The sequence below is a fragment of the Thalassospira sp. SM2505 genome, assembly GCF_054901115.1.
In genome coordinates, this window is the sequence record NZ_CM142731.1 from 4,543,770 (window position 1) to 4,562,940 (window position 19,171).

At 55.3% G+C, this 19,171-nt stretch carries 18 protein-coding genes; 11 read left to right on the plus strand and 7 right to left on the minus strand.

Annotated elements, in window-relative coordinates; translation table 11 throughout:
- Positions 1-2: 2 nt before the first annotated feature.
- The 3 genes from atpA to ACTU44_RS21240 form a co-directional block, all read right to left on the minus strand.
- A complete protein-coding gene (gene atpA, locus ACTU44_RS21230) occupies positions 3-1,535 on the minus strand; it encodes a F0F1 ATP synthase subunit alpha (RefSeq protein WP_114097022.1) in 1,533 nt (510 codons plus the stop codon).
- On the minus strand, positions 1,535-2,092 hold the full coding sequence (locus ACTU44_RS21235) for a F0F1 ATP synthase subunit delta (RefSeq protein WP_114097021.1): 558 nt from the start codon (positions 2,090-2,092) through the stop codon (positions 1,535-1,537). The genes atpA and ACTU44_RS21235 overlap by 1 nt, the downstream gene beginning before the upstream one ends.
- Before the next feature lie 476 nt (positions 2,093-2,568).
- A complete protein-coding gene (locus ACTU44_RS21240) occupies positions 2,569-2,841 on the minus strand; it encodes a MazG nucleotide pyrophosphohydrolase domain-containing protein (RefSeq protein WP_114097196.1) in 273 nt (90 codons plus the stop codon).
- A gap of 114 nt (positions 2,842-2,955) precedes the next feature.
- Here ACTU44_RS21240 and ACTU44_RS21245 point away from each other — a divergent pair, with 114 nt between their 5' ends.
- Positions 2,956-3,789 (plus strand): substrate-binding periplasmic protein, encoded by an 834-nt coding sequence (locus ACTU44_RS21245; protein WP_462096310.1) that lies wholly within the window; start codon positions 2,956-2,958, stop codon positions 3,787-3,789.
- A 16-nt stretch (positions 3,790-3,805) separates the two neighbouring features.
- Here ACTU44_RS21245 and ACTU44_RS21250 read toward each other — a convergent pair whose 3' ends face one another.
- Positions 3,806-6,037 (minus strand): primosomal protein N', encoded by a 2,232-nt coding sequence (locus ACTU44_RS21250; protein WP_462096311.1) that lies wholly within the window; start codon positions 6,035-6,037, stop codon positions 3,806-3,808.
- 172 nt (positions 6,038-6,209) lie between these two features.
- Here ACTU44_RS21250 and fsa point away from each other — a divergent pair, with 172 nt between their 5' ends.
- The 6 genes from fsa to ACTU44_RS21280 all read left to right on the plus strand — a co-directional run bounded on the left by fsa (position 6,210) and on the right by ACTU44_RS21280 (position 11,357).
- Positions 6,210-6,866 (plus strand): fructose-6-phosphate aldolase, encoded by a 657-nt coding sequence (gene fsa / locus ACTU44_RS21255; RefSeq protein WP_114097018.1) that lies wholly within the window; start codon positions 6,210-6,212, stop codon positions 6,864-6,866.
- 125 nt (positions 6,867-6,991) lie between these two features.
- Complete coding sequence (locus tag ACTU44_RS21260; protein ID WP_114097017.1) at positions 6,992-7,681, plus strand: DUF484 family protein; 690 nt, start codon at positions 6,992-6,994, stop codon at positions 7,679-7,681.
- The gene (locus tag ACTU44_RS21265; RefSeq protein WP_462096312.1) at positions 7,660-8,610 is read left to right on the plus strand and encodes a tyrosine recombinase XerC; all 951 of its coding nucleotides are present in this window, start codon (positions 7,660-7,662) and stop codon (positions 8,608-8,610) included. Before ACTU44_RS21260 ends, ACTU44_RS21265 begins: the two co-directional genes overlap by 22 nt.
- Positions 8,611-8,729: 119 nt before the next feature.
- Positions 8,730-9,335 carry a glutathione S-transferase gene (locus ACTU44_RS21270; protein ID WP_462096313.1) on the plus strand — a complete coding sequence of 202 codons (606 nt, stop codon included), beginning with the start codon at positions 8,730-8,732 and terminating at the stop codon, positions 9,333-9,335.
- A gap of 91 nt (positions 9,336-9,426) precedes the next feature.
- The gene (locus tag ACTU44_RS21275; RefSeq protein WP_462096314.1) at positions 9,427-9,918 is read left to right on the plus strand and encodes a class I SAM-dependent methyltransferase; all 492 of its coding nucleotides are present in this window, start codon (positions 9,427-9,429) and stop codon (positions 9,916-9,918) included.
- Between the two features lie 50 nt (positions 9,919-9,968).
- Positions 9,969-11,357 carry a glutamine synthetase family protein gene (locus tag ACTU44_RS21280; RefSeq protein ID WP_462096315.1) on the plus strand — a complete coding sequence of 463 codons (1,389 nt, stop codon included), beginning with the start codon at positions 9,969-9,971 and terminating at the stop codon, positions 11,355-11,357.
- Between the two features lie 51 nt (positions 11,358-11,408).
- On the opposite strand, the gene ACTU44_RS21285 is transcribed toward ACTU44_RS21280, so the two are convergent.
- On the minus strand, positions 11,409-11,735 hold the full coding sequence (locus ACTU44_RS21285; RefSeq protein WP_114097195.1) for a hypothetical protein: 327 nt from the start codon (positions 11,733-11,735) through the stop codon (positions 11,409-11,411).
- 562 nt (positions 11,736-12,297) lie between these two features.
- Positions 12,298-12,531, minus strand: a complete 234-nt coding sequence (locus tag ACTU44_RS21290) for a hypothetical protein (RefSeq protein WP_462096316.1) — start codon at positions 12,529-12,531, stop codon at positions 12,298-12,300.
- 424 nt (positions 12,532-12,955) lie between these two features.
- Here ACTU44_RS21290 and nadA point away from each other — a divergent pair, with 424 nt between their 5' ends.
- From nadA to ACTU44_RS21305, 3 genes are all read left to right on the plus strand, one after another.
- A complete protein-coding gene (gene nadA / locus ACTU44_RS21295; RefSeq protein ID WP_462096317.1) occupies positions 12,956-13,978 on the plus strand; it encodes a quinolinate synthase NadA in 1,023 nt (340 codons plus the stop codon).
- 75 nt (positions 13,979-14,053) lie between these two features.
- A complete protein-coding gene (nadC, locus tag ACTU44_RS21300) occupies positions 14,054-14,893 on the plus strand; it encodes a carboxylating nicotinate-nucleotide diphosphorylase (RefSeq protein WP_462096318.1) in 840 nt (279 codons plus the stop codon).
- A gap of 17 nt (positions 14,894-14,910) precedes the next feature.
- Complete coding sequence (locus ACTU44_RS21305; protein WP_462096319.1) at positions 14,911-15,327, plus strand: NUDIX hydrolase; 417 nt, start codon at positions 14,911-14,913, stop codon at positions 15,325-15,327.
- Between the two features lie 11 nt (positions 15,328-15,338).
- On the opposite strand, the gene ACTU44_RS21310 is transcribed toward ACTU44_RS21305, so the two are convergent.
- Positions 15,339-17,942 carry a mechanosensitive ion channel family protein gene (locus tag ACTU44_RS21310; RefSeq protein WP_336083209.1) on the minus strand — a complete coding sequence of 868 codons (2,604 nt, stop codon included), beginning with the start codon at positions 17,940-17,942 and terminating at the stop codon, positions 15,339-15,341.
- A gap of 175 nt (positions 17,943-18,117) precedes the next feature.
- On the opposite strand from ACTU44_RS21310, the gene ACTU44_RS21315 reads away from it, so the two are divergent.
- The gene (locus ACTU44_RS21315; protein ID WP_462096320.1) at positions 18,118-19,107 is read left to right on the plus strand and encodes a CorA family divalent cation transporter; all 990 of its coding nucleotides are present in this window, start codon (positions 18,118-18,120) and stop codon (positions 19,105-19,107) included.
- Positions 19,108-19,171: the final 64 nt, after the last annotated feature.

Consider the following 19,171-nt stretch of genomic DNA (forward strand, 5'->3'; position numbering starts at 1 on the left):
TCTTACGCGAAGGTTTTCGCGAACTTGTCGAGGAACGCTTTAAGCTTGGTTTCGCTGTCATCCGACAGAACCTTCTCGGTGCGGATCGCATCGAGGATGTCAGCACCAGCGGAACGAATTTCCGACAGGAACTGATCTTCGAAGGCGCGAACTTTGTTCACTGCGATAGCGTCGAGATAACCTTTAACACCAGCATAAATCACAACGACCTGCTCTTCGACTTTGAGCGGCGAGTACTGCGGCTGCTTGAGCAGCTCGGTCAGACGTGCGCCACGTGCCAGAAGTTTCTGGGTCGCCGGATCAAGATCCGATGCGAACTGTGCGAATGCTTCCATCTCACGATACTGAGCGAGTTCCAGCTTGATCGAGCCGGCAACCTGCTTCATCGCTTTGATCTGTGCGGCAGAACCAACACGCGAAACCGACAGACCAACGTTCACAGCCGGGCGTACGCCTTTGTAGAACAGGTCGGTTTCAAGGAAGATCTGGCCGTCGGTGATCGAGATCACGTTGGTCGGAATAAACGCGGAAACGTCGTTACCCTGGGTTTCGATAACCGGCAGAGCGGTCAGCGAGCCAGCGCCGTTTTCGTCATTCATCTTCGCAGCGCGTTCCAGCAGACGGGAGTGCAGATAGAAGACGTCACCCGGGAATGCTTCACGTCCCGGCGGGCGGCGAAGCAGAAGGGACATCTGACGATATGCAACTGCCTGCTTGGACAGATCATCATAGAAGATGGTTGCGTGCATGCCGTTGTCACGGAAGTACTCGCCCATTGCGCAAGCAACGAACGGAGCCAGGAACTGCATCGGCGCCGGGTCGGACGCGGTAGCTGCAACGACGATGGTATTTTCCATCGCGCCGCGCTCTTCGAGAACCTTAACAACCTGAGCAACGGTCGAACGTTTCTGACCAACTGCAACATAGATGGAGAACATCTTGTCGCTGTCGGTTTTCGCTGCATCGTTCACCGGCTTCTGGTTCAGAATGGTGTCAACGATGATAGCGGTTTTACCGGTCTGACGGTCACCAATGATCAGCTCGCGCTGGCCACGGCCAATCGGGATCAGGGAGTCGATCGACTTGATACCGGTCTGTACCGGCTCATGAACCGATTTACGCGGGATGATGCCCGGAGCCTTGACGTCAGCAAGGCGACGTTCTTTGGCACCAAGGTCGCCTTTGCCATCGATCGGGTTACCCAGCGCGTCGACAACGCGACCGAGAAGTTCTTTACCAACCGGAACGTCAACGATGGAGCCAGTACGTTTAACCTGGTCACCTTCCTTGATCGAACGGTCAGAACCGAAGATCACGACACCAACGTTGTCTTCTTCGAGGTTAAGGGCCATGCCCTTAATACCACCCGGGAAGTCAACGAGTTCACCAGCCTGAACATTGTCCAGACCGTAAACACGGGCAATACCATCACCGACGGACAGAACCTGACCGACTTCGGCAACTTCGGCTTCAGCGCCAAAATTGGCAATCTGATCCTTAAGAATAGCGGAGATTTCCGCGGCGCGGATTTCCATCACGCAACCCCTTTCATAGCGAGCTCGAGCTTCTGAAGTTTGGTACGAAGCGAGGCATCAAAAACCCGGGAACCGACCTTGACGACAAGACCGCCAAGAACCGCCGGATCAACTTTAAGGTCCACTTTGACAGTGGCGCCAACAACTTCTTTGAGAGCGCCGGTAACGGCTTCGATTTGCTCTTGTTTCAGCTCGGATGCCGAGGTGACCTGTGCGGTTACTTCGCCATTGTGAGCCGAGAGCATGGAAAGGTAGGAATCGATAACACCCGGCAGGGCAAACAGACGACGCTTCTGAGACAGAAGTCCAACGGTCTTCTTGGTCAACTCGGAAACGCCAAGCTTGTCCAGAAGAGCCGCCATCGCCTTGGCCTGCACGTCCCGGGAAATCACGGGACTGCGGAGTACATTCCGGAGGTCATCGCTGGTTGCGATGGCCTGGTCGAGCAATTCAAGATCGCTTTTGACAACATCAAGCTGCTTGGCCGATTTGGCCAAGTCAAACAGTGCTGTGGCGTAGCGCCCTTGGAGCCCGGTCGCGGCAGTATTTTGGGACACCGGTGAAAGCCCTCAATTCTGGTTATGAGAACGACTCGGATACGTATAAAAAAATGGTCTCCCGAAAGGGTCTCCTTCCGGGAAGCGAGCGTTTGGTATCACATGTCCATGGCATGGGCAACCCCCGCGCAAGCGCATTTGGGTGCTCTTTTTCATTCTTTGGCAAAGAAGGGCCAAAACACCGCAAAAACACCCTGTTTTCAGGAGGTCGTACGACTATTTTATAAGTCGCCCTTTATCAGCAGCCGGGTTCAGATCTGCCCGGTCACGGTATTTTTGCGACGAATCCCCCGATTTCGGCAGACATTCTTTTCACCCTTCCAACCGAAATCAGACAAAAACCCGCAAAAATGTAATCAAGTTCACACCAGATTGTTTTTTTTCCGAACGCCTCTGCGACAGACGCCCCCCCATTCAACACATCTTTTTTTCAGTGGCAATTCGCCCCCGGGTGTTTGTGACACCCTATATATATGTCAAATGTGTGATCCCGTTCCGTCCCCTTTTGAAGACCAAGTCCTGGACCGGTTGATCGCCATTTTCGCATCAAGCTCGGCATCAAGATCGAGATCAAACTGACTGGCCAGACGATACAGCAGGATCATGACGTCGGCGGCTTCCTTGCCGATTTCTGAAAGATCTTGGTGATCTACAGCTTCGCCAAGCTCCTGCATTTCGAGCAAGGCCCGGTTCCAAAGCGCCTTTGGATCTTGCACCGGACCAAAAGTTGCCTCTGCCCAGTCAGACATTGTTTGCTGGGTTTCCACTCTGACGTTATTGTTTTCGCAACGGTTTTTCACTTTAAATCCCTGATGACATCGAGTTGATTGCCGAGACTGACGCCCCACAACCGGACGGCAGAAATGATTAAGCCGAACGACACAAGCCTGCAAAGACATGCCATTTATCAAATGGGCTGCGTCTTTTTTGCGCTTTGTGTCCTGCTATTTTCCTATCACACGGCTGCGGCAAGGACACTCATCATAGAATGCCTGAACGAACCGCCCCTGAAATGGTCCTCGAACAACAAGCCGCTTGGCATTGATGTCGACATCATGACCGAAGTCCTTCGCGAGATGGGTATCACGGACTTCACATTCCGCTTCGTCGATACGGGCCGCCGGTTGCTGCACAACGCCAAACAGGGCGATTCCGATATTGTCCTTACCCTGTCACTGAATGACGAACGGGCGCGCTACCTTCTTTATCCCGACGAAGCGCATTTGTTGCTCGACTGGCGTTTTGCCATTCGCAAGGAAGACAAGAACCACATCCGTTTTTCCGATTTTTCCGACCTTGCCAATCTCAGAATCGGGGCAGCTGCCGGTTATTCCTACACGCAGGCCTTCTGGAATTCCGGACTTGATATTGAAACCGTTGCGCGGAACGACCTTTTGATCCCGATGCTGTTGCAACAACGCTTTGATGCCGTTCCGGTCAATTATCTCAGCACCGTCTTTGAAACCATCCAGTCCGGCGAGCGTTCCAGAATAGCGTTTCTGTATCCACCCCTGCGCCGGGCTGCCTATTACAACCCGTTTTCAAAAGCATCCGACTACCCGGACAAAAAGCAGTTCCTGAACGAATATAACAGGGTCATTCGCGAAATGCGTTCTGATGGTCGGTTACTTGCGATTTTTGAACGCTACCTTGGTCCGGATGGTCTGGACTGGTGGCAATCCCAATACTCCCAATAGGCATTCGGTAACAGGCCTACATAAAGCTGTAGGGATCAATATCAACCTGAATCCGGACACTGCCCGGTGTCTTGACCTTGGACAGCCAGTCATGGATCAGGGCCTGCATCTTTACCCCCTTGTCCGCACGGATCAGAAAACGACGGCGATAGCGCCCGCGCAGCAATGAAAGCGGGGCCGGGGCCGGTCCCAAAACCATCAATCCGTCACCCCGTGGGGCCACGCGACCGATCCGCCATGCGGCTTCATCGACTTCGTTTTCCTTTTTGCCACTTATTATAAGTGCGGCAAGTCGACCATGCGGCGGCATCCCGTGCGTCATACGCTGGGACAGTTCCACCTCGTTAAAGGCATCCCGATCCCCCGCCGCAATTGCCTTGATAACCCGGTTTGCCGGATCCGCCGTTTGCAGGATCACCGTGCCCGGTCGATCTCCACGCCCGGCACGCCCGGCAACCTGGGTCAGCAACTGATAGCTGCGCTCTGCTGCCCGCAAATCACCACCTGCCAGACCAAGATCGGCATCAACCACCCCGACAAGGGTCAGCATGGGAAAGTGATACCCCTTGGCGAGAATCTGGGTACCGATCAGAAGGTCGACTTCATGATTATGAACGCGCCGGACCAATTCGGCTGCGGCCTTGGGTCCCATGATGTTGTCAGATGTCGCCACCTCGATCCGGATATCGGGAAAAGTTTCCACCGCCTCTTCAAACAGCCGCTCGACTCCCGGCCCGCACGGGGCAAGCTTGCCCTCTGCCCCGCATTCCGGGCAGGTATCTGGTGCCTTGGCCTGATATCCGCAATGGTGACATTGAAGCTTGCCCCAAGCGCGATGTTCCACCAGCCAGGCCGTGCAGTTCGGGCACTGGAACCGGTGCCCGCAGGCCCGACACAGCGTTAGCGGCGCATAACCGCGCCGGTTCAGGAACAGCATCGCCTGTTCGCCATTGGCAAAGGTTTCCACCAGCCGCTTTTTCAGGGTCGGTGTGATCCAGCGATTGCGTTCGGGTTTGTCCGAACGGATGTCGATGATCTCGACACTGGGCAAAACAGCCACGCCATGACGATTGCCAAGTTCCACGCGCTGATAGCGGCCTGCCTCGACATTGGCCAGTGTTTCAAGAGACGGGGTCGCCGATGCCAGCACCACCGGAATGCCGCCAAGATGGGCCCGCGTCACTGCCATGTCACGCGCATGATAAATCACGCCATCTTCCTGTTTGAAAGCATGTTCATGTTCCTCATCAACCACGATCAGACCAAGATCATGATAGGGCAGGAACAAGGCAGATCGCGCCCCGACCACAAGGCGTGCCGAACCATCAGCCACCGCACGCCAGGTATCACGACGGCGCGCCTGTCCGACTTCGGAATGCCACAAGGCGGGCTCCACACCGAACCGGTCACGGAAACGCTGCAGCCATTGCGCGGAAAGGGCAATCTCGGGCAACAGAACCACCACCTGTTTGCCTTGCGCAAGTGCGGCACGGATCGGTTCAAAGTAAACCTCGGTCTTGCCCGATCCGGTAATACCATCAAGAAGCGTGCAGGAAAAACCGCCCTCCTCGACCCGCGCGCACAGCGCATCGGCGGCTTCGGTCTGTTCATCGGAAAGATCCGGACGCGGGATAGAAAGATCGGGCAAGTCAAACGGGGATGGCGGCGTCACCATCAGGCGCTGCACCGCACCGGCTTCGACCAGTCCCTTGACCACGCTGGCCCCGGCCCCGGTTTCACGCAAGATATCGCCCTGTTCCATCGGGGGATGGGTACCCAAGAACTCCAGAACGCGTTTGCGCGGCGGCGTCATGCGCAGCGACGCTACGTCAAAATCACGGTTCAGGGTGAATCTGAAAATCGGTTTTGGGGCTTCGAGTGCGTCGGGGACGCTCATCGCCATGCGTAACACCGCACCTTGCGGGGCCATGGTATAGGCCGACACCCAGTCTACGAACCGGCGCGTGACATCGGCCATCGGTTCGGTCGGCAGGACACCATAAATCTCGCGCAGCTTCGACGACTCGACATCGCCCTTTGCCTGTCCCCAGACCACACCGCGCTGTGTTTGACGCCCCAACGGGATTTCAACGAAATCTCCGGGGGCAACAGACAGACCTTCGGGCACCAGATAATCATATGGCCCCGCCAAAGGCAGAGGCGGCAGCACGGAAATGGTCTGTGCAGTTACCTGAAAGGCCGGATCATCAGCAAACAGATTTCCAGATGTGGCCTTTGCGGCACTCATATATTATAAACCCCGTGAGATTGCCTGTTGCGCCGAACCGGAATTGCCAGTTTCGAGCCGTCAGGCAAAGACAAAACGGTCCCACAGCAAAGGGTCTGGTCCCGTCATCAGATGGCTCTGACCCTAGCAGCTAACCGCATCATTGAACAACAGGTCCTAAACAGGAAATCCAATGAAGTTTTTCATCGATACCGCTGACATCGACGCAATCCGCGAACTCGCCATGTCCGGCCTCGTGGACGGTGTCACCACCAACCCGTCGCTGGTAGCAAAGTCTGGCCGACCGTTTCTCGAACTGATCAAGGAAATTTGTGACGTCGTCGACGGCCCGGTCAGCGCAGAAGTTGCAGCGACCGACTACGAGACCATGGTCGCAGAAGGCCGCAAGCTGGCAAAGATTGCTGACAATGTCGTCGTCAAGCTGCCGCTGACCGCCGATGGCCTCAAGGCTTGCCGCACCTTCACCGACGAAGGCATCCAGACCAACGTCACCCTTTGCTTCTCGGTTGGTCAGGCGATCCTGGCTGCCAAGGCCGGTGCGACTTATGTTTCGCCGTTCGTTGGCCGTCTTGATGACATTTCGTCTGATGGCATGCAGCTGATTGCCGACATCGTCGAGGTTTACAACAACTATCCGAACTGGACGACCGAGATCCTCGTTGCTTCGGCACGTGGTCCGCAGCACGTTGTCGATTCGGCACGCCTTGGTGCAGATGTTGTCACCATCCCGCCGCAGGTTCTTGGCCAGCTGACCAAACATCCGCTGACCGACAAGGGTCTTGAGACCTTCCTTGCTGACTGGGAAAAAACCGGCCAGTCCATTCTGTAATCAGGCCCAAAGCCCGAGAAACAGATAAAAACCGGACACAGCGCCGGTTTTTAACATGCATTTAACCCGGCTGCCCGCATTGTGGCAGCCGGGTTTTTTGTTTCTCATTTTTCAAGCCGGAACCGATGGAAAAGACAGCTTTGCGCGCCGACGATGTGATGGCCTACCTTACCGAACATCCTGATTTCTTCACAACGCGCCCCGACTTGCTTGAAAGTCTTGAATTGCCGGTTCGTGAACTGGGCAATGGTGTTGCCGACATGCAGCAATATGTCGTTGCCCGCCTGCGTGACGAACGCGAAAAGCTGCGCGGGGCGACCAGCGAGCTGATCAATATTTCGAAATCCAACCTCGAAACCCAAAGCCGTATTCACCGTGCGGTGCTGGCCTTGCTCAATGCGCGCGGATTTGAAACCTTTGTCGAGGCATTGCAGGACCTGGTTCCGGAATTGCTTGATCTTGATGCGATTGCACTGTGCTTTGAAGAATGTGACGAGGCCCCGGTGCCAAGCTGTGACGGGCGTGTGCGCCGTCTGGTCGTTGGTGCGGTTGATCAGGTTCTGGGTGAAGAACAGGATGTCTGGCTGTTGCCCGATGATGCCGGTGACGAGGCCATTTTTGGCCCGCGCGCCGAAGATATCCGCTCAGCCGCCATCGTCCGGCTTGCACCATTTTATGGCGATCCGGTCGGACTTGTGGCCTTTGGCGTCAAGGAACCGGGTTATTTCAGCCCGGCACAGGCCAATGACCTGATCATGTTCCTGGCATCAGTGATCGAATTTGGTGTGCGCAGATGGCTGACCCAAACGGTCTGACCGCCCTTACATTGCCCAATGACCTGCGCGAAGCCATTGCCGACTGGCGGGGATGGCTTTGCAACGAACGACGGGCATCGGATCACACCACGGAAAACTATCAGGCCGACCTTTATGCCTTTCTGGGTTTTGTCGCCGGCCACCTTGGCGCGGTTCCCGATCTGAAAGATTTGCTGCGCCTGAACCCGCGCGATTTTCGAAGCTGGCTGGCCCGGCGCAGCATGGATGGCATGGCCAAAACGTCGACGGCGCGCGCCTTGTCATCGCTACGCAATTTTTACCGTTTTCTCGAACGATCCGGGCGCGGGCAAAATGCCGCTGTGCAGTCGATCCGCAACCCGCGTCTGCCACAATCAACGCCAAAACCACTGGCACCCGATGATGCGATGGCGGTGCTTGATAATGCCGGTGTCTGGCAAGATGAACCGTGGCTCGCCAAGCGCAATCTGGCCCTTTTCACCCTGCTTTATGGTTGTGGACTTCGTATTTCCGAGGCACTCGACCTTAACGCCAATCAGCGCCCAAGCGGCGATTCAATGGTAATAACGGGCAAAGGCAACAAGCAACGACTTGTGCCTGTTCTCCCCATCGTGCGTGACGCGATCGAGGACTATGTGCGCGCCTGCCCCTTTGCCCCGGATGGCAAGGAACCGCTTTTTGTCGGCGCACGCGGCAAGCGGCTGGTTGCCCAGGTTGCACAACGCGAAATGCGCAAGGTACGTGAACTGCTGAACCTTCCCGATACCGCCACCCCGCATGCGCTGCGCCATTCCTTTGCGACCCATCTTCTGGCAGGTGGCGGGGATTTGCGCACCATTCAGGACTTACTGGGGCACGCGTCTCTTTCGACCACCCAGCGCTATACCGCCGTCGATACGGAACAATTGATGGCGGTTTATAATGGCACCCACCCGCGGGCCCGACGCTAGGGCCCTGTTGCGCCGGGTGGTTTTGCTCCCGGATCGGTCATTTGAGAAAATTTCAGTTCCTCCGGCTTGCAGTTCCCCCTTACACTGCGCGCAACCAGTTGCCCCCATGGAGGAAAATCATGATTCTGCGTTCCAGTGCCCCATCACCGTTTGGCCGGAAAGTCAAAATCGCTGCCAAGATTCTCGGTGTCTATGATCTGCTGACCGTCGAGATGTCCAACACCAATGATCCGGCTGATACCCTGCGTCAGCAAAATCCTCTGGGCAAAATCCCGATCCTGATCCTTGATGATGGTCGCAAGATTTTTGATTCGCGCGTGATCTGTGAATATCTTGATGCACAGGCTGATGGCGTATCCCTGCATCCGACCGAAAGCGATGCCCGCTGGGAAGCCCTGACCCTTCAGGCACTGGGCGATGGCATCGTCGATGCTTCGATCCTTCAGGTATATGAAGCCCGGATGCGCCCGGAAGACAAACGCCACGATGACTGGCTGTCCTACCAGTCCGACAAGGTCAAACGATCCCTTGATCATCTGAGTGCAAACGCACCGTCGCTTGAGGGTGACCTTACCATCGGTCACGTCGCGATTGCCTGTGCGCTTGGTTATCTTGATCTGCGCTTTGACGGTAAATGGCGCGAAACATATCCGACGCTGATCAGCTGGCTGGATGCGTTCCGTGCGCGTGTTCCGGCCTTTGATGAAACCAAGTTTGAAGGCTGATTTTCAGCGCCTTGCGCATGATGACGTGTGCAAGACGTCAATCCGATCCAAATAGCATTCCAGATTTTCAAAACCCGGAGCTTCACCCGTTATGTCACGTCTGAACAGCGTTATCCGCCGCCTGCAAGCCCAACGCGACTGCCTGAATGCCGCCGCCGACATGATCAAGGATTACGACGGTATCGTACTTGAAGTCGGGCTTGGCAATGGCCGGACGTTCGACCATCTCCGCGAAATCATGCCGGATCGGGAAATCTATGTGTTTGATCGTCAGATCGCCGCCCACCCGAAATGCATTCCGGATGACGATCACCTTTTCCTTGGTGATATCTTTGAAACCCTGCCCATGGCGGTTGAACGGTTCAAGGGCAAGGTTGCCCTTGTGCATTCCGATGTCGGCACCGGGGATGAAGCCCTGAATGCCAGGATCGCAACCTTCATCGGTCAAACCCTGCCACCGGCCCTGATGAAGGGCGCAATCGTCGCATCGGATCAGAAAATCGACGTGCCCGGCACCATTGCCGAACCGCTGCCCGAAGGCGTTCCGCAAGATCGCTATTTCTTCCGGCGCTATCAGGGGTAATAATCCCCCCGTAATTGACCAACGCCACACCACCATCAGGATGCCAAGTCGTGACCACCCATAACGCCACCTCGCCCAGCGGATCGCAGCTTTCCGAAGCACAGGAATTCTTGGCCAAATATCCGGATGTCGAGGCCATCGACATTATCCTGACCGATTTCCACGGCATTGGTCGCGGCAAGATGATCCGCCGTCACGAACTCGAAGGCGTTTATAAATCCGGGCGTGGCTTGCCAAGTTCCCTGTTCGGACAGGATGTGACAGGCGAGGATGTCGATGATTGCGGTCTGGTCCAGACCGGCGGCGGCGGCGATTGCCGGTGTTGGCCGGTTCCCGGCACGCTGGGCTATCTGCCCCATACCGGACGCGGGCAGCTTCTGATCAGCATGTATGAAGAAGACGGCACGCCCCATGACGTCGACCCGCGCAATGTCTTTGGCGCACAGGTCAAGCGCGCCGAAAAGCTTGGCTACCATCCCATGGGCGCGTTCGAGCTGGAATTTTATCTGGTGGATCGCACACCGGACGCATCGGGGCTTTATCAGCCTGCATCCTATGCGATGACCAAGCGTCGTAGTGCGCTTCGCAATACCATGTCGGTTGACGAGATTGACGAAATGTCGCCGCTGTTTGATGCGGTTTATGAAGGGGCCAAGCATCTTGATCTGACGCTTGAAACCCTGATTTCGGAATATGGTCCGGGCCAATATGAAATGACCATCCGGTATCGCGATCTGATGCGTGCTGCCGACGATGTGATTATTGCCAAACGCCTGATCCGCACCTGCGCCCGGCGCTTCGGGATGGAGGCCGTGTTTATGCCAAAACCATTCGGCAACGAAGCCGGATCAGGGATGCATTTGCACCTGTCGCTTGCCGACCCGAATGGCAATAACCTGTTTGCCGATCAGGCGGACGGATCGCTCAGCCCGCTGATGCTTCATGCCATTGGCGGCATTCGTGGCACGATTGGCGAAACCATGTTGTTGCTGGCCCCGTTCATGAATTCATGGCGTCGCTTTGCATCCGCCATGTATTCACCGGCATCGGATGACTGGGGTGTTGAAAACCGCACTGTGGCGCTGCGCGTACCGGGCACACCGGGCAAAACCCGGCATTTCGAACATCGCATCGCTGGTGTTGATGCCAACCCGTATCTGGTCGCAGCCGTCACCCTGGGTGCAGCCCTTGACGGGATCGAGGGCAAGATTGATCCGGGCAAGCCCAGCGAAGATGAAATCGGCCACGCCAAGGCCCCGAATGATCTTCCGCGTCACTGGCTTGAAGCCATCGACCGGTTTGGCGCATCGGATTTCAACAAACGTACCCTAGGTGCCCGGTTCCACACTGCATTCACCAAAATCAAGCAGGCCGAATACGAGCATATGGCACTTAAGGTCAGCGCCGCCGAGTGGGAATATTACGGGTTTTCGGTTTAAGGTGCCGTCCGGTCAGATCGCACTGACCGGAGTCACTTCAAGAGCGGGAATCTAGAAAACCCGCTTGGCACGATTGTTCGATTTGCGCGCCGAAAACGCGACTTGCGGGCGCGCATCCATTGTTTTCTGATCGCGCAGATATGCGACTTCAAGATCGCGCGGATCGACGCTCAGCACGCGTGAGGATTCCGGGCGGTCCGAATTCGTATAAAGGTGAATCTGCGTCGACACCCATTGCCAGGTGGGATAGGTCAGTTTTTCATCCTGCGTTTCCTCGGTAATGACCTTGTAAGAGCCAGCAGGAAGAACTTCTGCAAGGCCGCGCATACTGAACGGGCGTGCAAAATTCAGAACTTTCGAAGTGGTACGATTTGTCAAAAAAGGCTCCTTGCGCGGAAACGCACGTTGGGCAGGCCAAACGAGCAGGAACATTCCCGCTGTCAAACACTTGGCTTGGATTACAGACACGTCAGAGGTCTCGAATTAACAACGGCCACATGAATTCAGGCCGTCGAAACCTCGAATTATCGAATAAATTTTTAGAATAATTCCGGATATTTTTGAAAAATCAAAAAACACATCCAGTTTTCACTGTATGAATATTTTTCATAAATTTACAAGTTCGTTATTTTTTATTTATTTCCGGAAAATAAATATCGAGTAGTTACCAATATTAAAAAATAATTATTCGGATATTTCTTGATTTTAACACATGAAAGGAAAGGTAAAGTTACATTCCAATCCCACTTTACTGCCTAAAAATCAGTATAGATCCGCATTTCGGCGCCATATTTGCCAGAGTTCAACTATCCGAATACGAACGACGGCCGCTGAATGCTTCAACGGCCGTGAGACGATCTAAAGTTTTACGGTCTGCCCCTGCGAAGCTTTCCGGTTCGTCATTTCAGTCAAACAGGCAATCTCAACGCAGGTTTCAGTTTCAGTAGCTCAAGTCCAGACCGAGCATCCTGCTAAGAACCAGAACGAGGAGCCCCACACCCGTTAACGCGAAAACGAAGCCTGCTGTAATCTTGATTCCGGCACGCAGTACCGCCTGCCGACCCAGCTTTTCCCCTTGATCGTAATGCCACTTGATCGCGAAGAACATGGCCGTGACCAAGGCAACAACCTTAAATGTACCAAAGGCTATAGGAACCCAATCCATATCTTCCATATCTAAAGACTCTCATGTGCATTCGTTACGGGTGTTATGATCGCATCTTGGACAGACGCACACTTCTGATTGTGCAACGCTGATATGTAAAAGCTGATAGCGGTTTTTCACCCCGTGAATGGGCCAGCACATCAGCACCCGATCAGACCAAAATACCGCCAAAGCATTTTGGCCCTTAAAGGACGTCATGCCCCGCCCATTTTAATAAACTGCCCTCCGACATAGAATGGCACAGCCCCCCCCCCCTTCACTGAGATTTATCAATCAGCTTACCATTTCTGATGCATGGCGGCTCTTTCTTGCCGCCCTATTCCTTGCCATCCCGGTCTAATGGCGATATTCAGGTTTCAAACTGTCATTAACTTGCAATGCCGGGCCCCGCGACTTATCTCCGGCTTGCAAACAGGCGAGATGAGACGACGCCATGAATGAAATGATCACCATTGCCGAGGCTTCTGCTGACGCAATGTCGGAAATGCAGATTGATCCCACCCTTGATCTGGAAGCTGAGATTCAGCGTCTGAAAAAGGAAAAGAACGCGATCATTCTGGCCCATTACTATCAGGATGGGGAAATTCAGGACCTTGCCGACTTTGTTGGCGATAGTCTGGACCTGTCGCGCAAGGCTGCCGAAACCGATGCCGATGTTATCGTGTTCTGCGGCGTGCGTTTCATGGCCGAGGTTGCCAAAATCCTCAGCCCGAACAAAACCGTTCTGCTGCCGGACTCGAAAGCGGGTTGCTCGCTCGAGGATTCGTGCCAGCCAGAACCGTTCCGCAAATTCCGCGAACAGCATCCTGATCACGTATCCATCACCTATATCAACTGCTCGGCAGAGGTGAAGGCTGCGTCCGATATTATCGTGACCTCGTCCAATGCGGCCGAGATCATCGACCAGATCCCGCTCGACAAGCCGATCCTTTGGGCGCCTGACCGCCATCTTGGTTCCTATCTTGCCAAGAAGACCGGTCGCGACATGACGCTTTGGAACGGCTCGTGCATTGTGCATGAACAGTTTTCCGAGCGCGAACTGATCCGCCTGAAAACCCAGAACCCGGATGCCAAGATCGCAGCCCACCCGGAATGCCATGAGGGTATTCTCAAACATGCCGATCACATTGGCTCGACCCGTGCGATCCTGGAATATGTAATTAACGGCCCGGATCAGAAATACCTGATCGCGACCGAACCCCACATCATCCACCAGATGGAAAAGGCAGCCCCGCACAAGGAATTCATTCCGGTGCCGGGTGCGGACGGGTCATGTGCGTGCAATAACTGCCCGTTCATGGAACTCAATACGCTTGAAAAGCTGTATCTGTGCCTTGTCAATAACGGCCCGCAGATTGTCATGCCCGAAGACCTGCGCGTCGCAGCGGTCAAGCCGCTTGAACGCATGCTGGAAATGTCAAAGAACATTCCGGTCAAAAAAGACACGGCGGCCTAAGCCAAATCACCTCACAGCCCCGCAAGATTTGCGGGGCTGCTTGCCATTCCCATCGCATTAAATACGGCACCCACCATGACCGTCCTGACCCAGGCTGAAATTTCGGAATTCATTGATCGCGCCTTCTCTGAGGATATCGGCACCGGCGACATCACATCTGATAACGTCGTGCCCGCCGATGCGCGCCTGCGCGTCGCGCTTGAAACCCGCGAGGATATCGTGGTGGCCGGGCTTGATATCGCCCTTGAGTGTTTCCGCAAGCTGGTCCCCGATGCCAAAATCGAAAAGCATTGCGAAGATGGTGATGCCATTGCGGCCAAGGACGTTCTGGCCGTGGTCGAGGGTAATGCACGCGGCATCCTGACCGCCGAGCGTACGGCGCTTAATACCCTGCAGCATCTTTCGGGCATTGCCACCACCACGCGGACCTATGTAGCGGCCATGGGCGAAACATCGGCAAAGCTTCTTGATACCCGCAAGACATTGCCGGGTTGGCGCAAGATGGAAAAATATGCAACCCGTATGGGCGGCGCACAAAACCATCGCATGGGTCTGTATGACGGGGTGATGATCAAGGACAACCATATCGGTGTTGTCGGATCGATCACCAAATGCGTCGAGGCCGCCCGTGCAGCCAATCTGCCCAAGATCGAAGTCGAATGCGACACCCTTGATCAGGTGGCAGAGGCAGCAATGGCCGGTGCTGATATCATCCTGCTGGATAACATGGGCCCGGACATGCTGCGCGAAGCCGTTGCCATTGTTGATGGCCGCTGCAAGACCGAGGCATCTGGCGGTGTAAACCTTCAGACCATTGGTGCAATTGCGGCGACCGGTGTTGATTACGTCTCGGTCGGGCGCATCACCCAGTCGGCCCCGGCGGTCGATATCGGACTGGATGTGGCGATCCTGTAATCGCCCCTGATTGCCAAATGGAAGATCGCGATACAGACATCCCGACCCTCAAGGTCATTGAAACCGCCAACTGGATTTTGCGCGATGGCGACAAAATCCTGTCGGTGCGCAGTCATGGTCGTGACCGGTTTTATCTGCCCGGTGGCAAGATTGATCCGGGCGAAACCGCGCGAGATGCCATCATCCGCGAAGTTGCCGAGGAACTTGGTGTCACACTGATTGACGACAGCATCCGCGAGATTGGTACCTTTAGCGGACGTGGGCACAATCAGCCTGACGGGGCGATTGTCCGCATGACCTGTTTTAGTGCCGATTATCATGGCACCCTTGCCCCGGCACGCGAAATCGCCGAGCTGCGCTGGCTGACCCAGCGCGAGCGCGATCTGATGGCCCCGATGGGCCAAAAGATCACAGCTGCACTTTTTGATATCTAGATATTACACGCCTAGCGCGGTGCATCCCCGTCCGGATCACCACCAGCATCAGGAATGTCACGCCCGGACGCATCGCGATCACGCGAAATGTCCTTGGCCGATGATGGCGGTGCCGCCTTTTGGTCCGCGCCATGCTCGATCTCGTCATCCGAGGTCGGTGTTTCGTCAGGGACCGAGGGCGCTGGCACCGGTTTGGATCGCACCGCCCCTTTACCCGCATCGCGAATGGCATCCGTCAGCTTGTCAATATCGCGCAGATTAAGATCACGCTGCGGGAACGGAATTTCGATGCCCTCATCGCGGAAGCGCTGCACAAGCTCAAAGCGGATCGAGCTTGCCACTGCAATCACATCGCCAATATCGCGCAGGAAATAGCGCAGTTCGAAATCAAGCGAACTGGCACCGAAATCCATAAAGATAACCTGCGGGGCCGGATAACTCAGAATTTCGCGACGCTTGTCCGCCATTTCGAGCAGGATTTCGCGAACCTTGTCGACATCGGCCCCATAAGATACCCCGATCCGGATGATGCCGCGGCCCGACCGTTCCTTGAGCGTCCAGTTCAGCACCCGGTTGGAAATCAGCTCCGAGTTCGGAATGACGATGGATGAACGGTCAAAGGTTTCGATTTCGGTTGCGCGCACGCGGATGTCCTTGACCAAACCCTGATCGGCGCCGACCACAATCCAGTCACCAACCTTGATCGGACGTTCCACCAAAAGGATCAGACCCGATACGAAGTTGTTGACGATACTTTGCATGCCAAAACCGATACCAACCGAAATCGCACCGGCGATGATCGCAAGGTTGGACAAGTCCATCCCGGCCGCCGAAATGGCCAGAAGCACGGCAAGACAGATCCCTGCATAGCCAAAGATCGCCGAAACAGAATGCTGCAATCCCTGATCAAGCTTGGTGTTAGGCAGGACACGGGTGCTGAGCATCCGCTGGAAAAACCGCATCAGGCCCAGCACGATCACAAACATCAAAGCCGCAAGCAGGATCGAGCGCAGCGAGAAATGAATGCCGCCAACCTGAATGCCGACAAAGGCCTGCTGAACCGCAAGGATCAGATCCGTCCAGGCAATGTCGGTAAAGATCATCACCGCGACGGGCACGGCAATCGTCACCATCACCACATCGATCAGAACCCGGAGCCAGAAATACAGCGTGCCATGTACCGCATCTGTGGTTTTGCTGTCGTCACTGGGTTCCGGACGCACCAGATAGGTATGCATCAAGGCCCGGAAATAACCGCGCAGCAGCCAGTAACAGGTCAGAAATGCCAGCCCCATCATCAGGTTTTCAAGAATGAACCGCGCCAGCGCGACATATCCCAGCACCATCAGAACCGGCATCAGGATCGCGACGGCCTTAAGAACCCGGCGGCTGCGACGCTCCAGCTTGGGCCAGAATTCATGACGATCCTTCTCGTCATGGACCCAGAACGCCCCAAGTGACGAGATGAACAGCAGGACCGAAATCACCAGAACATTCGAGATGCTTTGCACAAGGGCGATTTCAAGTGACGTTCCAAGGGTGGTCGCCCCCTGAAGCAACACCATGTCCCAGGCAAAGATCACCGCAACGACAAGCGAAGAAATCCCGACAATTCGCGCCCCACGCGGCGTTGTGCCCGCGCGGCGCAGTGCGGGTGAAAACGGGGAATGAACACTGCGGATCGCCGCCCCGACAAACAACAGGAAAAGGGCCGCGGCAAAACATTGATGGATGAAGTCACCCATCGCCCCCTTTAACAGGGCCTGACGGGAATCAAGAATGCCGTACGCGATCAAAAGGGCAATACCGGGCACCATCGCCGTAAACAGAAAACGGGTTCCCGAAATCAACGCCACCCGGTCTTCCTGTGGCACGGTTTTCCAGCCACCGGGCATATAGCGCAAGACAATGACTTCGCCACCAATCAGCGCAGCAATCACGATCACGGTCATAAGAACGAGACCCGGCGCAATTTCGGCCAGCTCGTCAGCTGCCTGTCCGTCGACCTCAAGATTGGCATACCGGGCCTGAACCATACTGGGCAGGCGCACAATTTCACTCCACGCCGTCAGCCAGACACCCGGATCAAGCGGCACATCAACACGCCCGAGAATGCGTCGTGTAAAGCGTTCGCGCGCCAGTCCGGCCAGTTGGTCAGAAAGCTCTGTCGCACGGAAATCAACAAGTTCCAGTTGCTTGATCACGCCGGTCACGCGCGCGATATCCTGACCGATGCGTTCACGTTCACGCGCCACAGCCGGGACTTCTTCCTGTCCCTCGGCCGGGGGATCACCCAGTTTGCCAAGGGCCGTCTTGAAACGTTTCAGGCGTTCATCGGCACGGTCCCGAAGCGTCACGATGCCAAGATGGATTGCTTCAAGTTCATCACGCCCGTCATTGATAAAGCGATTGGTGACTTCGTCCCTGGTGATGGTCTGTTCAAGGTCATCAAGGGCCCCGTCCCATTCCGATATGCGGTTCTGGGCATTTTCCAGTTCGATTTTCTGAACGGCATCCGGCCCGTTATCGTTGCTTTGCGCCGTCACATTCTGTGCCGCCATTATCGCAAACAAACAGATAACAAAACCTGCGAACACGCGACGAAGTGAAGTCATGCCTGATGATCCATAATGATATCCAAAGACCGGTATTTGAACGTTTTTCGCGATTTGTAAACAGGTTACACTGAAGACTGTAACGAATCATCTAACGTTTCGTTCCCATGGATTGATGAAAACGTCATCAGCTCTTTGCCCGGACTATTCAGGCAAGACAATCAAGGAGCCCCCAATGAGCAAACCGGCCCTGATCAACGCATTTGAGATCAGCCACAATGGCACTGCCAAACCGGTAGAATGGGCAAACCTGCAAGACAGCCTGCCGACCCCGGACGAGAATGCCTATTTGTGGGTGCATCTTGACTGGATGGGCGACGGGGTGCGTGACTGGCTGATTAATATTGTCGGAATTGATCCCACCATTGCCGATACGCTGGCCACCCGCGGGACGCGCCCGGCGGTATTCTTCTATGATCCGGGATATTCGCTGAACCTGCGCGGGGTGAACCTGAATGCCGAAAATGATCCGGCCGATATGATTTCGGTACGTTTCTGGGTGACGGCAAACATGGTGATAACACTGCGCAACCAGTCCCTTAAGGCCTTTGATGATATCCGGGCGGCAATTGCGGAAAACAACGCACCGCGCAGCATTGATGACTTCGTTCTGACCGTTGCCGAACGGCTGGTTTTCCGGCTTGAGAATCTTGTGCGCGGCATCGAGGAAGAAGTCGATGCCGTCGAGGATGATCAGGAAACCGTAGCCGAGGGCAAAACGCTTCCGCTGCGCCGTCGCGGATCGGATATCCGCAACACGGTATCGCGTTTGCGTCGGCATATGGCGCCGCAGCGCGATGCACTTTCAAACTATGTCGAACAGAAACCGGCATGGTCGGACAAACGGTTCAAGCGGCGCGCCCGCGCGCTTACCGATAAAACTGTGCGACTGGTCGAGGAATTTGATTCCCTTCGCGAACGTCTTCAGATCGTCAATGAAAACCTGATGGCGATCGAAACCGAACAGATGAACCGCACCATGTACTGGCTAACCGTGATCGCCGGACTGTTTCTTCCGATCAGTTTCGTGACCGGGCTTCTCGGGATCAATGTCGGCGGCATTCCCGCCGCAGACAGTCCGTTTGGCTTTATCGGGGTGGTGGTTCTGCTCGCTGCCTTTACGGCGTTCGAGATCTGGCTGTTCCGGAAAATGCGTCTGATCTGATAACCCTTTTGTCAAAGTCTGCGCAATCCAGGGGGCTGAAATGCAAAGCCCCTTGTTGCATTGC